Raw genomic sequence first — 16,373 nt, forward strand, 5'->3', positions numbered from 1 at the left:
TTCTATTTTTATATTATTCTCAAAAACATCTTTTTAAGTTATATTTTATGTTAAGGTTAACATAATTGTTAAGAATCCCTTTCTATTTTTAGAGAGCTGTAATTAATATCACAAATTCTGTGATTTTAAGATTGTGAAATTATCTTATCAATTGTAGCTATTTTTAACTTAAAACTAGTGTTTGCAGAACAAGTTTTTATGAACGGAATATCCTTAGAATACTAAATATGTTACAGTTAGATGTGCCTTAGGTAGATGTAACCTTAAAGAACCAATTTAAAACGAACAGATGAAAAGAAGAGATTTTGTACAGTACGCCGGTTTTGGAGCCGGAGCATTAATGATGCCGTCATTATTGCTAGGTAAAGACATTCCGACAGAAGCTTTGTTAGAACCGGGCATGGATGTTTTGATAAAAAGAAAGATGGCAGATGTTGCCTTAAATACAGCTAAATCTTTAGGAGCAACCTATGCGGATGCCAGAATAGGTAGGTATTTAAATCAATACGTTTTCACTAGGGAAGATAAAGTACAAAATGTAGTCAATACAGAATCTTTTGGTATTGGTATTCGTGTTATAGCAAATGGTACATGGGGTTTTGCCTCAACCAATAGTGTTACAGAAGACGGAATTAAAAAGGCAACGGAACAAGCTGTGGCAATTGCAAAGGCAAATTCAAAAATACAAACAGAACCAGTTAAATTGGCACCCGTAAATGCATATGGTGAGGTCTCATGGAAAACTCCCATTACAAAGGATTTTAAAGAAGTACCGGTGTCAGAAAAAGTAGATTTATTATTGACTGCCAATGCCGCTGCTTTGGATAATGGTGCTGATTATGTAAACTCAGCCTTATTCATGGTAAACGAGCAAAAATATTTTGCATCTACCGATGGTTCTTATATTGATCAAGATATACACAGATTGTGGCCAACTTTCAGGGTAACTGCAATTGATAAAGCTAAAGGGAACTTTAAGACTAGAGAAAACATGAGTGCGCCAGTCGGAATGGGGTATGAATATCTAGACGGACTTGAATCTGAAAAATTAGAGGGGCCAGCTGGTTTGCGTCTATATAGAAATAGCTATGATATGGTAGAAGATGCGACCATTGCAGCAAAACAGGCTAAAGAAAAATTGACGGCAAAATCGGTTGATGCTGGTAAATATGATTTAGTTCTAGAACCAAATCATTTGGGTCTAACGATACATGAATCGGTTGGGCATCCACTTGAATTGGATCGTGTATTAGGTTATGAAGCCAATTACGCAGGTACAAGTTTTGCAACTTTGGATAAATTAAAATCAGGAAACTTCAAATACGGTAGTGATGTTGTAAACCTTGTAGCTGATAAAACTCAAGTAGGTTCATTAGGTGCTGTAGGGTACGATGATGAAGGTGTTAAAACCAAGAAATGGGATTTGGTTAGAAATGGTGTTTTAACCAATTTCCAAGCTATTCGCGACCAAGTTCACATGATAGGCCAAAATGAATCTCATGGTTGTTGTTATGCACAAAGTTGGGAAGATGTACAATTTCAACGAATGCCAAATGTATCTTTAGAACCAGGAAAGGATAAGTATTCCATTTCTGAGATGATCAAAGATGTAGAGAAAGGAATTTATATTGCCGGTCGTGGTTCCTATTCAATTGATCAACAACGTTACAATTTCCAATTTGGTGGTACGGTGTTCTATGAAATTAAAGATGGTGAAATTGTAGGTATGTTAGAAGATGTGGCGTACCAATCCAATACCCAAGAATTTTGGAATTCATGTGTTAAGATTTGTGATGAAAGTGATTACCGATTATTTGGTACTTTCTTTGACGGTAAAGGGCAGCCTTCTCAGGCGAGTGCCGTATCTCACGGTAGTTCTACCGCTAGGTTCAATGATGTAAATGTAATTAACACAGGTAGAACTATTTAATTAGTTTCACCCAAAAAAATATAGCAACAATGGCAATATATACTAAAGAGGAAGCAAGAAAAATTCTGGAAAAAGCCTTAAGCTTTTCCAAGGCCGATACCTGTGAAATTAATTTAAACGGTTATAATAGCGGCAATATCAGATATGCGCGTAATACAGTATCTACATCTGGGTATAGTTCTACTCAAAGTTTGGCGGTACAATCAAGTTTTGGTAAAAAATCGGGTACGGCAACTATAGATGAATTCGATGATGCATCATTGGAAAAGGTAGTAAGAAGAGCGGAAGAATTGGCAAATCTTTCACCTGAGAATTCTGAGTTTATGGAACCTTTAGGTCCACAGGTGTACGACGAATCTATAAGCTTTAGTGAATCTACGGCAAATATATCTCCAGAATATAGAGCTGAAGTAGCCAGTAGCAGTATTGATCCTGCTGCTGCAAAAGATGTTACCGCTGCTGGATTCTTAAATGATTCTGCCGGTTTCAGCGCCATGATCAACTCTAAAGGTCTTTTTGCTTACAATCAATCTACCGATGTAGATTTCACGGTAACCATGCGTACCAATGATGGTACGGGTTCTGGTTGGGTATCTAGAGATTTTAATGATGTAACAAAATTTGATGCTGCAGAAGCCGCGAAAACGGCAATCGATAAAGCTGTGATGTCAAAAGAGGCAAAAGCAATTGAGCCGGGTAAGTACACTGTAATTCTAGAACCTGCTGCTTCATCTGATTTATTGCGAAATATGTTCAGATCTTTAGACGCTCGTTCAGCTGATGAGGGCAGAAGCTTTATGTCTGCCGCAGATGGTGCAAACAAATTAGGTCAAAAGATAGTAGATGAACGTGTAAATATTTGGTCAGATCCTTTAAATCCAGAAGTACCAACATCTACTTGGAATGGAGAAGGGCAACCCTTAAAGAAAACAACGTGGTTAGAAAACGGAGTGGTTAAAAATTTGGCCTATGATCGTTTTTGGGCAAAGGAAAAAGGTGTTGATCCTGTTCCATTTCCATCAAACGTAATAATGGCAGGTGGTGACCAAAGCTTGGAAGATTTGATCAAGAGTACTAAAAAGGGAATTTTGGTAACACGTTTATGGTACATACGAAGTGTTGATCCACAAACCTTACTATATACTGGCTTGACAAGAGATGGAACTTTTTACATCGAAAACGGACAAATTAAATATCCTGTTAAAAACTTCAGGTTTAATGAAAGTCCGATCATCATGTTGAATAATTTAGAAACCCTTGGCAAACAGGTACGAATAAACGGTAATCTAATACCTTATATGAAGGTTCGTGATTTTACGTTCACCAGTCTTTCCGATGCGGTTTAAATAAAGTAACCAACTAGCAAACTGGTTGTTCGTGTATAATACGACAGCCAGTTTCTTTTTTGAAACTAGAATTTAAATAAAAGCAGCTCTTCTCTTGAACAACGAATTTTTCTTTACAAGATTGCAGTATGAATCCGGTGATTGGGATGTTGATCAACGTATGCCTTCCAACTTGTTGAATTCGTTAGTGGAATACACCACATTGAAAGTTGATACCCAAGAAAAGATTATTTCGCTTGCAAGCGATGATATTTTTAAAAGTCCGTTTTGCTATATCTCCGGGCACAAGCTGGTAGAATTTACAAAAAAAGAAAAAGAGAATTTTAAAAAGTATGTACGCAATGGTGGTTTTGTTTTTGCCGATGATTGCAATCATGATTTAGATGGACTATTCGCAAAGTCATTTGAACGCCAAATGGAAGAAATATTTGGTCCTTCCGAATTAAAAAAAATACCTAACGATCACGAACTTTATTCCATTTTCTTTGATTTTGAAGATGGTCCGCCAACAACATCACAAGAGTTGAACGGTTGGGGTGATGATTTGGTACACGATTATTTAAAGGCAATAGAAATCAATGGCAGAGTAGGCGTGCTTTATAGTAATAAGGATTACGGTTGCGAGTGGGATTACGACTTTAGAAACAAACGCTGGTACAAAATAGACAATACAAGGTTTGGGGTCAATATAGTGTTGTATGCCCTCACCTCATAAACATATTTAAATGGATAAAGAATTACAACGTATTGCAGATGAGGTAGAAATGCTTTCCGATAAGTTGAAAGCCTTAAAGCAAGAAATTGGTAAGGTAATTATTGGGCAAGAAGAAACGGTATCTCAATTACTGATTACATTTTTAGCTGGTGGTCATGCCTTATTAGAAGGAGTGCCCGGTTTAGCAAAAACTCTAATGATCAGGACCTTGGCGAATGCAATCGATTTAAAATTTAAACGAATTCAGTTTACGCCAGATTTAATGCCGTCGGATATTATAGGTACAGAGATTTTAGAGGAAGACCATACTACAGGAAAGAAGTTTTTCAAGTTCAACAAGGGTCCCATTTTTTCGAATATTATTCTGGCAGATGAAATAAACCGTACACCACCAAAAACACAAGCTGCCTTATTAGAAGCCATGCAAGAATTTGAGGTTACTTATGGGGATAAAACCTATCCGTTAGATAAACCTTTCTTTATTTTGGCTACCCAAAATCCCATAGAACAATCGGGTACCTTCGTTTTGCCCGAAGCACAACAAGATCGTTTTTTACTGTATATAAAAATTGGGTATCCGACCAAGCAAGATGAAGAAGCAATTTTAAAAGCGACTACAGGCGCCGTAAAAAGGAAGTTAAACAAGGTCATATCTGGTGACGATATTGTCCGATTACAGCAATTGGTTCGTGAGGTTAGCATTAGTGATGCACTTATAAGTTTTGTTAGCGATATTATTCGCGCTACTCGGCCAGAAACCACAACAGATTCTTATGTTAAAGATTGGGTAGATTGGGGCGCGGGTCCACGTGCTGGTCAAGCAATGATCTTAACAGCAAAGGCTAATGCCTTGTTAGAAGGTAGGTTAGCGGTTACCTTAAATGATATTAAAAGCGTTGCTTTGCCTGTGCTACGCCATCGAGTTTTGGTCAATTTTAGGGCAGAGACAGAAGGCATTACTTCAGATAAAGTTGCAACTCATTTATTGAATGTCATTGAACTAAAAGGCAAGTAAACAATCTCGGGGAAAGCCCGCGAGGTATTGAATTATAAGTTTAATTTAGATTTCGGCGCAAGCGTCGAATCATTTAAATCTCGATTATCGGGTAAATGGCACAACAGGACTATCACGATTTATTAAAACCAGAAGTCATCAAAACCGTTTCGGGGCTATCATTGATATCTCGAATAGTGGTTGAAGGCTTTACTTCAGGTTTAAATAGAAGTGTAAGCGTTGGTCCTGGTATGGAATTTAGTCAATATCGCGGCTATGAACCTGGTGATGATTTACGACTATTGGATTGGAAAATGCTGGCACGTTCCGGTCGGTATTATATCAAGCAATCAGAGATAGAAAGTCAGGTTGCCATTAAGTTTATAATAGATACCAGTGCTTCAATGCTGCATAAGGAAACGGATATGTCCAAGATTGATTTTGTGCGTGTTCTGGTAGCAACTTTGGCCTATATGGCACATAAACAAGGTGATGCTGTAGGTCTTTTTGCGCTTAATGAAACTGATGTGGTCAGTATTTATCCGAAGGCGGACAAGAAGCATTACAATAGACTGTTGTTAGAACTGATTAATCTTTCAAACACCGGAAAATGGCCCGAAACACATATTTCTAATAAAAAAATACCCAATAAAGGTGGGAAAGAATTGGTTTTTTTCTTTACGGATTTGTATGAAACCAATACTGAGATTTCAAGTTTTATAAAGGGATTGAAATCGGCTCGTAATGAAGTTGTGGTATTACAGATTATGGGCTCGGCGGAAATGGATTTCAATTACGGACCAAATATCACTTTTGAAGATTGGGAGACCGGAGAACGCGTAAAGGTCGATACCTCAAAAGCCAAAACCGAATATTTGTCGACTCTTGAAAAAAGATTAAAAAGGGTTAAGGAAGAATTACTTTCAAACGGAATCGACCATCATGTTTTCCGTATGGATGCACATTTGGGCGAAGCGCTTCAATTATTTTTGAAACAACGTAAAAGACTCAGCTAATATGTCATTTGCACATCCTTTGTATTTATGGGCTTTATTGGGACTATTGTTGCCAATAGCAATTCATTTATGGAGTAAAAAGGAAGCTAAGACGATTAAAATAGGGAGTGTTCAGCTGTTATCAGAATCAAAATCAAAACAATCTAGTAGTATTCAATTAAATGAGTTTTGGCTATTGCTCATAAGAATGCTTATCATAAGTGTATTAACATTGATTTTGGCTAAACCCAAGTGGAATAAAAGAATCGATAATTCTTTATTAACCTATTTAGTGGAACCAGAACTAAGTCAAAATAAGAATTTCATGGCTCGGTTAGATAATCTTCGCGACGGACAAGAAATACGTCTTTTCCAAAAAGGATTTCCTATTTGGGAGAATTATTCTGACCATATAGAGAATAAAGCGATACCTGATTATTGGTCGCTAGCATCGGAAACGGATATTTTAAAAACCGACAGTATTGTTGTTTTTACAAAAGGATATGCTAAGGGAGTAAAAGGTTCGCGACCAGAAACCAATCATCCAATTAAATGGGTGGTAATTGATTCGCCCCAAACTGTAGATAAGCCATTGATTGCTTATCAAAATGAAAAAGATGTACAATTATTTTCAGCTGTTGGAACATCAAATAAAGTTGAAGTTTCTAGCCGATTTATTGAGGTTGGTTCTGAATATGTATTGAATTCTGAAGGTGATAGCCTTATTATAACAGATAAGAAAATTACAGGGAAGGTGCCAATAGTTGTTCTGAAACCTATTGAAATAGCCATTTTTTATGCAGACAGCCTAGTGAAGGATAAAAAATATTTTGAGGCAGCGTTTGCGACATTGGCGCAATATCTTAATCGAGAAATAAAAGTACAAAGCAATCTAGATACTTTCGTGCCTAAAAAGAAAAAGTATGATCTTACGGTTTGGCTCAGTGAAAAACCTGTGCCTAGATTCTACCAGAAGCTATTGGTTTATAAGAAGGATTCTGAATCGAATTACCTCATTAAACAAAGTTCTATAGTGAACACCTATGTTTTAACCAAAAGAATCAATGCTGAAAATGCAGTTGAACAACGGTTGGTAGAAAATGTATTGGACATTTTAGATGTTAATAATGAATTGGATGAATTAGTTTCTGAAGCAGATATAAGGCGTGTAACAGAAACCGATTTACAAACGAATTTTAAGACAAGTACTGCAAAGATACCTCAATTGGGGAGTTTTAATTTACTTCCCTATTTATGGGTGTTGTTATTTGCATTGTTAATAGTTGAACGCCTTGTGGCTTATTTAAGAAAGCAGTAATGGAATTGGGCAAACAACATTTGATGAAGTTCAATCAACGGTGGCAATTGTTAGGGTATCTAGAGGTGTTTTTATACGCTTTAGGTTTTGGTGTGTTCACTTATTTCTTAGCTAGTAATATTTTGATTGGATTGGCGGTTTTCATACTTGTTTTAATTCTACTACTCTTAATAAAACACCCTTGGTCGCACAATTTAAATACTACCAGTACATATATCGACGCACATGTAGTCGAAGCATCCTTTAGCACCGGACTTTTATTACAGCCAGAAGAATCATTATCCAACCTTGCCCGGTTGCAACGCTATAAAGTATCTCTCGAACTTAAGACAAGATTAGGGGCAATTACTCCTCCAAATAGAGTAAAGCAAGCCAGCGTAGTTTTATTTTCCCTTGTATTTGTTGGTTTTTTATTAAGTAAATTAGGAATATACAGTGGGGTAGGTGATGTTTTAAATTCAAAACCAATTCAGGAGCATATACAATTTGTAGCTACAGATACGCTGTTAAAAGAATCGGTATTGCCGAAAATAACCAACCAAGTAATTACTGTTTATTATCCTACATATACCCGCTTAGGTAATAAAACTATAACTGAACCTAATATAAAAGCAGTAGTCAATTCTAGCATTGGATGGAGACTACAGTTTGATAATTCTGTTACAAGTGTGTTTATGGAGCGCATGGGAGAATCATCCCCCATGCAGCAGGTTGATGGTGGTTATACCATTCAACAATCCCTCATAGAATCGGGTTTTTACAGTTTTAAATTTAAAAATGAAGATGGAGTTGAATTTACCTCCGATTTATTTTCGTTAGAAGCCATACCCGATAATCCGCCCGAAATCGAAGTTTTAGGCTTGGAACAATACACGCATTTTGATTTTTCCGATACTAAGAAAATCCAGTTACAAAGTAACATTAGCGATGATTACGGTATAGATGACGTATACATTGTTGCAACGGTGAGTAAAGGCTCAGGGGAGTCTGTAAAATTTAGGGAAGAGAAATTGAATTTTAACCAAACGATTCTAAAAGGACAAACCAACTTAAGTTTAACTAAAAATATAGATTTAGATGCTTTAAAAATGGAAGTAGGCGATGAGCTCTATTTTTATATTGAAGCCTTTGATGAAAAAGAGCCAAAACGTAATGTAGCCCGAAGCGAAACCTATTTTGCTGTCATAAAAGATACCGTATCGGATCAATTCGGAGTAGAGGGAACTTTAGGAGTTGACCAAATGCCCGATTATTTTAGAAGTCAACGTCAGTTGATTATCGATACCGAGAAACTAATAAAGGATAAACCCAGCATAACGGTTAAGGAGTTTAAATTTAGAAGTAATGAGCTTGGTTTTGACCAAAAAGCATTGCGTTTAAAATATGGTCAATTTATGGGCGATGAATCTGAAATGGCAGAAGTACCTACAGAGATCGAAACTGATAAAACAGGTGAAGACCATAATCATGGGGAAGATCAAGAAAATATATTGAAAGAATACTCACACGACCATGATGGGGAAAACGAACATAACATTGTGGCCGTTCAAGAATCAGAGGTAGTTGAAGATCCTTTACACGAGTACCTCCACAATCATGATGACCCAGAAGAGTCTACTTTGTTTGAGGAATCCCTGAAGACTAAATTGAGAAAGGCATTAAGCATCATGTGGGATGCCGAATTGTATTTGCGATTGTATGAGCCAGAAAAATCATTACCATTTCAATATGGTGCCTTAAAATTGATTCAAGAAATAAAAAATAGTGCTCGTATTTATGTACATAGAATAGGTTTTGATCCACCACCAATAAAGGAAGAAAGCAGATTAACGGGTTCTATAAAAGATATTGATAATTATCGAAAAACTGAAAGTTTAGAATTAGAGCAACCTTTTAAATCAATGAAGGAAGCTGTAATGCGATTAGAAAAAATAATTCAGCAACAGGATGTTTTTCTTGAGGTTGATAAGGAGGTTTTTTTAGAGGCAGGGAATGAGTTGGCTCGATTGGCAATAGAGAATCCAGGCAAGTATTTAAATGTTCTTCAAGGAATAAAGCAAATTGAGAATAATACGGCAAGAACAATTGGGAATTTTAAATCCGTTCAGAAAGGCTTGTTGTCAGCCTTACCACAACCTAAACAAATACCGGGTGCTCGCAATGTCTATACCGATGAAATCAATTCGTTATATCTAAAACAACTGGAAACCTATGATTGACGGATTTTCATTGGTACACAAAGATGTTTTGATACCGGTTCTTATAGGAGGGCTAGTGCTATTTTCTATGTATTGCTATAAGGAATGGGTTACTAGAAATCTAAATAATATTGTTCTGAATAGTATTGTGGCATTTGTAACGATGACCGCATTGGTCTTATTAGTGTTAGAACCAACAAAGGAAGTGGAGATAGATGAGCAACAAGGTCTTTTACTTACTTATGGATATAGTAATCACCAGAAGGATAGCTTGGTGATTCTGAACAAAGGCTTAAAAGTGCTGAATTATGATTCTGGGAAATCTATTAGGAACGAACTAGAATCCCTAACCAGTATTTATGTAATAGGGCAGGGCATACAATCCTATGATTTTTTACGATTCAATGATTTGGAGGTTGACTATATTCCGATGAAAAAACCATCTGGAATTAACCGATTATCATATACAAATCAAATTACAATAGGTGAAAAGGTTGAAGTAAATGGTAGCTATTACCAACCGAGTAAGGGTTCATTTTTAGTTTTTGAAGATTCAAGGGGAAATGGGTTAGACTCTATTCAATTTGTTGAGAATAGTAATTCTGACTTTTCAATGTCAGGAAGTCCAAAAACTATTGGCACATATGTGTATCAACTAACTGTAAAGGACAGTACTGGGGTTTTATTAGATGCGAATCCTTTACCTATAGAAATTAAAGAAAAGAAGTCTTTACGCATATTGATTTTGAATATCTTCCCCACGTTCGAAACAAAATATTTAAAGAATTTCTTGGCTGAAGAGGGGCACGAAGTAATTGTTAGAAGTCAACTAACAAAAGGTAAATTTAAGTTTGAATATTTCAATACCAATAGTTCACCAGTATATGAATTTACCGATGCCGTTTTGAATCAGTTTGATGTAGTTATAGTAGATGCAGACACCTATTATAGTTTTGGGGCCATAATTAAAAATCGCTTCGAAAAGAATGTTCGTGAAAGTGGGTTGGGTTTGTTCATTCAGCCAAGTGAATTCTTTTTTAATCTTCCTGAAAGTTCATCTTATTTTAAATTTAAACGAGATGGTATTAGGGCGGTTCAACTGGCTAATAGTACCAATACATTAGAGAAATACCCTTTTGGTTTCGATGAGCAATTATTAGGGCAACATATACTAATTAGGGATGGTATAACCATAGCCTTTTATAAACAAATAGGTTTAGGAAGAATTGCAACTACCACAATTTTAAATAGTTATCAGCTATTGCTAAATGGTTCTCATATAGCTTATAAAAATAGTTGGACCCAAATTTTAGATGCCATTAGTAAAAAGAATAATTTGGTAGTTGAATGGAAGGCAGTATCTCACATACCTATAGTCGACGAGCCCTTTTATTTTAATAGTTACACTAATTTAAAAGAGTTCTCGATAGTCAATGAAAATAAAGTGCCTGTATCTATGGTTCAAAAACCAATGATTTCCAATAAGTTTTCGGGTACAGTTTATCCACAGAAAAAGGGTTGGAATGCGCTGAAAATAAATAGTGATAGTACGTTACAGTTTGTATATTATGTATATGATGATTTACATTGGAAATCATTAAGAACGGCCAAAACGATAAACGCGAACCTAAAACAATTTACTACTACTGCAAAAAAAAATAGGGCGGTTTCAAGTTACCGTCCTATTTCTCCAATACTATTTTATAGTCTATTTTTATTAGGAATAGGTTGGTTGTGGTTATCACCTAAGTTATCATCCGACAAATGATTTAGCCAAAGTGTTTTTAATGGGGTAATTTATCTTTTAAAAGACCATAAACAAAAGTTCCTAAAAGTGCACCTCCGATTACAATAAGAATAGAGTAGTAACCAGCTCCTGCAAGAACATACATAGGACCTGGACAAGCTCCTGCCAACGCCCATCCTAAGCCAAAAATAATACCACCAATTAAATAGTTGGTAACACCCTTTTTCTTTGGATGTAAATTCATTTCGGTACCACCGATAGCTTTTATTTTGAATTTTTTAATGAGTTGAATACCAATAACGCCTAATACCAATGCAGCGCCAATAATGCCATACATATGAAAAGAACCGAATTGAAACATTTCATAAATACGAAACCATGATGCTGCCTCAGATTTGTACATTATGATTCCGAAAAATATACCTATGGTTAAATAACTTAAATATTTCATACTATCCGAAAATTAGGGGGAATAAAAGGTGAATCATAACCAGGCCTCCAATAAAGAAACCAATTACTGCTATAAGAGAGGGCAGTTGTAAATTGCTAAGCCCAGAAATGGCATGGCCACTGGTACAGCCACCGGCATACCGAGCACCGAAGCCAACCATGAATCCGCCTAAAATCAAAATTGCAAGTACAAAAGGATCAGTAAGATGTTCCGAGGCAAATAATTCAGGTGGAAGATATGCTTGTCCTGCACTAGAAATTCCATAATCGTTAGAAAGTTGTTGCGCGACTTCCGGGTTTATTTTTACAGTATTATCCGATAGATATCGAGCGGCTATAAATCCACCAATTATCGAACCCAATATCACTATTAGATTCCAACGTTCTGCTCTCCAATCGTATTTGAAAAAATCAGAAATCTTTCCAGCTCCACCAATCGAACACATTGTTCTTAAGCTAGATGACATGCCAAATTTTCTACCAACAAAAAGTAGTAAAAACATGGTAAAGGCAATTAAAGGTCCGGCTACATACCATGGCCATGGGTCATAAATCAAATTCATTGTCAATTAATTCTTGATGTTAGTAACGTAAATAAGCGCAAAGAAAATAAATCTTTTTTTAACGCTGTTACATTAGCAAGATATTACCCCCCCCAAATGTGATTACTTTTAATTCAATGAGAGCGTCAAGGTAATTGAAATTGGCTTTTAATTTATTGAAAATCAAAACATAATAACCATATTCCTGTTTAGAATATGAGGGTGCATTATTTAGAGAAGGGCTAGCATATAAATTTTAATACAACCAACCCCATTATCCTAATTATTTCTTAACACCTAGTTTCAGAAGAATGGTTTCTAATAAACACCACTTCGTAAAAGCTGACTGTATAAGATTAACTCCTATAAATACTGTAAACCATAGCCAGTTGATATTTAAATAGACGGCCAAAACGACGCTTAATAATACCATTGTACCTACGATAACTCTAAAATATGTATTTAGCATTTTTATGATTTTTTAAGATTATATTGATTTTTCTATTGGAACCACAACAGCTTTTATTGGGTTGTTGGTTTCAAGATTTTGATTGAATTCTTTGATAAGCCCAAAAAGTGTATCTATATTTTCGACTGATGTGAATGAGAAGAATAAACTCGATTCTACACCTCCTTTTTCACTTGGAAACCAACTTGCAGTTCGAACCATTGATGTTATATTTTTATGCCCATCAATACGGCTTTCACTAAAACTTTCAATATTGGCTTTTTTGAAAAGTCTAAGAATATCCTTTTCAAATTCTAATACAACGGTTACAATTAATAATTTCATAGCTACTTATTTTAGTCTTGAGTAGTGTTTATATTTTCTTGAGGCTCTACCTCTGGGTAATTTTTCCGTTCGATCATATAATAAACCAAGGGTACCACTAACAATGTTAATACGGTAGAGACAATTGTTCCACCCATTAATGAAATAGCTAATCCTTGAAAAATAGGGTCAAATAAGATAACAAAAGCACCAATAACTACGGTGCCTGCAGTTAATAGAATAGGTGTAGTACGTACTGCACCAGCTTCAATAGCTGCTTGTTTTATTGGTATACCTTCTGCCAAACGCAGATTAATGAAGTCGATTAACAATACCGAATTTCGTACCATAATACCGGCTAAAGCAATCATTCCAATAAAAGAGGTTGCTGTAAAAAATGCGCCCATAATCCAGTGGCCTAAAATTATTCCGATTAAGGATAGAGGAATGGCCACCATCATTACAATAGGTGCTTTAAAGTTTTGAAACCATCCTACAATCAAAATATAAATTAATATGATAGCTCCCATAAAGGCGATTCCTAAATCACGAAATACCTCAAGTGTTATTTGCCACTCACCATCCCACTTAACGGTATAGTTATCTTCAAATTCAGGCTGACCTAAGTACATTTCATTGATTTCATAACCTTTTGGCAAGGCAATTTCTTTGAGCTTTTCCTCCATACCCAAAATGGCATAAGCAGGGCTCTCCAATACTCCCGCCATATCGGCCATTACGTAAACTACACGTTTTTGATTTTTACGGTAAATGCTTTTTGCGCTTATTGTTTCTTTGATGTCAACCAAGTCGGCAATCGGCACCATTGTACCTTGTTTAGAAGTAATCTTCAATTGTGAAATATCTGAAATGGTCGATTTTTCCTTTTCATCTAATGCCAGTACCAATCCAACTTGATCTGTAGCATTCTCATCATATAGATTAGTAATGGCTCTATTGGATAAAGCCATATTCATAGTATAGGCAATTTGTTGAGGTGCCACACCGTAGAGCATTGCTTTCTCTTTATTGATTACGAATTGATATTCGGTTTGGTCCGCCTCTACGAGCCAATCGATATCAACTACATCATTCGTGTTTTTTAAGATATCATGAACACTATTGGCAATTTTTATTTGCTCTTCATAATTAGGACCATATATCTCTGCAACAATCGTAGATAGTACAGGAGGCCCAGGCGGAACTTCAACCAATTTTACATTGGCATTGTATTTCGCTGCTATTTTTTGAATATCAGGACGCAGTAATCTTGCGATGTCATGACTCTGAGCAGAACGTTCACCTTTGTCAACAAGATTCACTTGGATATCTGCCATGTTGCTACCGCCACGTAAATCGTAATGACGTACCAAACCATTAAATGTTATTGGTGCAGAAGTGCCAATATAATTTTGATAATTCACCACTTCTGGCCGAGTGGACAAGTACTGGGAAATTTCTTGGGCTACCACTCCCGTACGTTCAAGGGTAGTACCTTCTGGCATATCAATAACTACTTGAAATTCATTTTTGTTATCAAAAGGCAACATTTTTACGGCCACCGATTTGGTGAAAAACAACACCATAGATCCCATAAGTAGTAAAATTGTCAATCCTAAAAACAACCATCGTTTATTTTTATTTTCAATTAATGGACGTTCAAATTTGTTGTAAATCCTGTAAATATAGGTCTCCTCTAAAGGTTTTTGTTGCTTTTCTTCTTCACCCTTTTTATCTTTTTCTCTTAAGAAAATATATCCTAAATAAGGTGTAATGGTTAAAGCTACAAATAAGGATAGTATCATGGCGATAGAAGCCCCAATCGGCATTGGAGCCATATAAGGTCCCATTAAACCAGAAACAAAGGCCATAGGCAATACAGAGGCTATTACCGTAAATGTGGCCAAAATAGTTGGGTTACCCACCTCGTTTATAGCATATAGTGCAGCTTGCTTAAATGGCAAGCGTTTCATTTTAAAATGCCGGTGCATATTCTCGGCGATAATAATGGAGTCATCCACTACGATACCTGTAACAAAAACTAAAGCAAACAATGTGATTCTGTTTAGCGTATAGTCTAACATGTAATAGCTTAACAGCGTTAAAGCAAATGTAATCGGAACCGATAAAAACACCACTAAACCACCACGCCAGCCCATTGCTAACATTACTACGAGTGTTACCGCGAAAATAGAGCCTATAAGGTGTAACAATAATTCAGAAACTTTATGGGAAGCTGTTTCACCATAGTTTCTGGTAATTTCTACATGAACATCATCAGGTATCAGTGTGGTACGTAAATGGTTAACCTTATCAATAACAATATCTGCAATTTTCATTGCGTCGGCACCTTTTCTTTTAGCTACAGAAATCGTAACTGCAGGATATTCAGATTTGAAATCGGCAACTTTGTCGCTTGCCTGCCCAAAACCTAAAGAAACATAACTTTGTGGAATTTCTGGACCATCTATAATACTGGCAATTTGTTTCAAATAAATCGGTTGGTTCTTCTGTACACCAACCACAAGATTTTCAACATCGGTAACCGATGCCAAAAACTTGCCCGTGTTTACTAAAAACTCAGTATCATTTTTATCAAAACTACCTGAATTCAACTGTGCATTATTCGCCTTTATCATTTCGGAAACGGACAAGAAATCTAATCCGCTTGCGGCAAGTTTATCTTTATCTAGAACCACCCGCAATTGGCGGTCTTGATTACCGATTTTATGGGTAATCGCTACATCATTTACCTTCTTTATCTCACTTTCCAACTCCTGTGCCATTTGGCTCAATTGATAGCCATCATAGTTTTCACTCCATAAGGTGAGTCCAAGCATGGGTACATCATCAATAGCCCTGGTTTTTACCAAAGGAAACGTAACACCCTGGGGCATTTCGTCCATATGCTTATTAATTTCGTTATACAATTTCACAAATGAGCGCTCAATATCCTCACCTACATAAAATTGCACAATCACCATACCCTGTTCTTTCATCGATGTTGAATATACATACTCGACACCTTTTATGTTCGAAATTAATTTCTCTAATGGCTTTATCACCCGAGACTCCACTTCAGTAGGGCTCGCCCCAGGATATCCTACAAAAATATCTGCCATCGGCACGTCAATTTGTGGCTCCTCTTCTCGCGGAATTAAAAACGAACTGTACACCCCAATGACCATGAATACAATCATTAATAGTACTGTTAACTTGCTGCCTATGAATATTTTGGCAATTTTGCCAGCTAAACCTTCCTTCATTATTTCTATTTATTTTGTTTGTGCTTTTCCATCTATCCGTAGACAGGCGGTTGGGCTTTTTACTATTACTCCTCATCGGTAAAAAAGTACCTGTGGGGTA

The 16,373-nt window shown here is 36.2% G+C and carries 13 protein-coding genes; 8 read left to right on the top strand and 5 right to left on the bottom strand.

Going from position 1 to position 16,373, the window contains the following annotated elements; translation table 11 throughout:
* Positions 1-289 precede the first annotated feature (289 nt).
* From AACZ49_RS14685 to AACZ49_RS14720, 8 genes are all read left to right on the top strand, one after another.
* Entirely contained in the window at positions 290-1,930 is a 1,641-nt protein-coding gene (locus tag AACZ49_RS14685) for a TldD/PmbA family protein (protein WP_339656446.1), read from the top strand.
* Positions 1,931-1,959: 29 nt separating this feature from the next.
* On the top strand, positions 1,960-3,276 hold the full coding sequence (locus AACZ49_RS14690; protein ID WP_339656449.1) for a TldD/PmbA family protein: 1,317 nt from the start codon (positions 1,960-1,962) through the stop codon (positions 3,274-3,276).
* 94 nt (positions 3,277-3,370) lie between these two features.
* Positions 3,371-3,991, top strand: coding sequence for a DUF4159 domain-containing protein (locus AACZ49_RS14695; protein WP_339656452.1), 621 nt, complete (start codon positions 3,371-3,373; stop codon positions 3,989-3,991).
* Positions 3,992-4,001: 10 nt separating this feature from the next.
* Positions 4,002-5,006, top strand: a complete 1,005-nt coding sequence (locus AACZ49_RS14700) for a MoxR family ATPase (protein ID WP_339656455.1) — start codon at positions 4,002-4,004, stop codon at positions 5,004-5,006.
* A gap of 95 nt (positions 5,007-5,101) precedes the next feature.
* On the top strand, positions 5,102-6,001 hold the full coding sequence (locus AACZ49_RS14705; protein ID WP_339656457.1) for a DUF58 domain-containing protein: 900 nt from the start codon (positions 5,102-5,104) through the stop codon (positions 5,999-6,001).
* A gap of 1 nt (position 6,002) precedes the next feature.
* Positions 6,003-7,298, top strand: coding sequence for a BatA domain-containing protein (locus tag AACZ49_RS14710; protein WP_339656459.1), 1,296 nt, complete (start codon positions 6,003-6,005; stop codon positions 7,296-7,298).
* Complete coding sequence (locus AACZ49_RS14715; protein ID WP_339656462.1) at positions 7,298-9,517, top strand: tryptophan-rich sensory protein; 2,220 nt, start codon at positions 7,298-7,300, stop codon at positions 9,515-9,517. Before AACZ49_RS14710 ends, AACZ49_RS14715 begins: the two co-directional genes overlap by 1 nt.
* Positions 9,510-11,264: a hypothetical protein gene (locus tag AACZ49_RS14720; RefSeq protein WP_339656465.1), complete on the top strand. Its 1,755-nt coding sequence runs from the start codon at positions 9,510-9,512 to the stop codon at positions 11,262-11,264. Before AACZ49_RS14715 ends, AACZ49_RS14720 begins: the two co-directional genes overlap by 8 nt.
* 16 nt (positions 11,265-11,280) lie before the next feature.
* On the opposite strand, the gene AACZ49_RS14725 is transcribed toward AACZ49_RS14720, so the two are convergent.
* From AACZ49_RS14725 to AACZ49_RS14745, 5 genes are all read right to left on the bottom strand, one after another.
* Positions 11,281-11,694 (bottom strand): DUF6691 family protein, encoded by a 414-nt coding sequence (locus AACZ49_RS14725; RefSeq protein WP_339656468.1) that lies wholly within the window; start codon positions 11,692-11,694, stop codon positions 11,281-11,283.
* Between the two features lies 1 nt (position 11,695).
* Positions 11,696-12,256, bottom strand: coding sequence for a YeeE/YedE thiosulfate transporter family protein (locus AACZ49_RS14730; protein ID WP_339656471.1), 561 nt, complete (start codon positions 12,254-12,256; stop codon positions 11,696-11,698).
* Between the two features lie 262 nt (positions 12,257-12,518).
* Complete coding sequence (locus AACZ49_RS14735) at positions 12,519-12,704, bottom strand: DUF2892 domain-containing protein (protein ID WP_339656473.1); 186 nt, start codon at positions 12,702-12,704, stop codon at positions 12,519-12,521.
* 18 nt (positions 12,705-12,722) lie between these two features.
* Complete coding sequence (locus AACZ49_RS14740) at positions 12,723-13,028, bottom strand: hypothetical protein (RefSeq protein WP_339656475.1); 306 nt, start codon at positions 13,026-13,028, stop codon at positions 12,723-12,725.
* Between the two features lie 11 nt (positions 13,029-13,039).
* Entirely contained in the window at positions 13,040-16,273 is a 3,234-nt protein-coding gene (locus tag AACZ49_RS14745) for an efflux RND transporter permease subunit (protein ID WP_339656478.1), read from the bottom strand.
* Positions 16,274-16,373 lie beyond the last annotated feature (100 nt).

It is taken from the genome of uncultured Maribacter sp., assembly GCF_963975365.1.
Classification (GTDB): Bacteria; Bacteroidota; Bacteroidia; order Flavobacteriales; family Flavobacteriaceae; genus Maribacter.

Coding starts and splice junctions, on each gene's coding strand:
- AACZ49_RS14715 (WP_339656462.1), top strand. CDS start 7,298: ATGGAATTGGGCAAACAACATTTGATGAAGTTCAATCAACGGTGGCAA.
- AACZ49_RS14740 (WP_339656475.1), bottom strand. CDS start 13,028: ATGAAATTATTAATTGTAACCGTTGTATTAGAATTTGAAAAGGATATT.
- AACZ49_RS14690 (WP_339656449.1), top strand. CDS start 1,960: ATGGCAATATATACTAAAGAGGAAGCAAGAAAAATTCTGGAAAAAGCC.
- AACZ49_RS14710 (WP_339656459.1), top strand. CDS start 6,003: ATGTCATTTGCACATCCTTTGTATTTATGGGCTTTATTGGGACTATTG.
- AACZ49_RS14735 (WP_339656473.1), bottom strand. CDS start 12,704: ATGCTAAATACATATTTTAGAGTTATCGTAGGTACAATGGTATTATTA.
- AACZ49_RS14700 (WP_339656455.1), top strand. CDS start 4,002: ATGGATAAAGAATTACAACGTATTGCAGATGAGGTAGAAATGCTTTCC.
- AACZ49_RS14705 (WP_339656457.1), top strand. CDS start 5,102: ATGGCACAACAGGACTATCACGATTTATTAAAACCAGAAGTCATCAAA.
- AACZ49_RS14725 (WP_339656468.1), bottom strand. CDS start 11,694: ATGAAATATTTAAGTTATTTAACCATAGGTATATTTTTCGGAATCATA.
- AACZ49_RS14745 (WP_339656478.1), bottom strand. CDS start 16,273: ATGAAGGAAGGTTTAGCTGGCAAAATTGCCAAAATATTCATAGGCAGC.
- AACZ49_RS14685 (WP_339656446.1), top strand. CDS start 290: ATGAAAAGAAGAGATTTTGTACAGTACGCCGGTTTTGGAGCCGGAGCA.
- AACZ49_RS14730 (WP_339656471.1), bottom strand. CDS start 12,256: ATGAATTTGATTTATGACCCATGGCCATGGTATGTAGCCGGACCTTTA.
- AACZ49_RS14720 (WP_339656465.1), top strand. CDS start 9,510: ATGATTGACGGATTTTCATTGGTACACAAAGATGTTTTGATACCGGTT.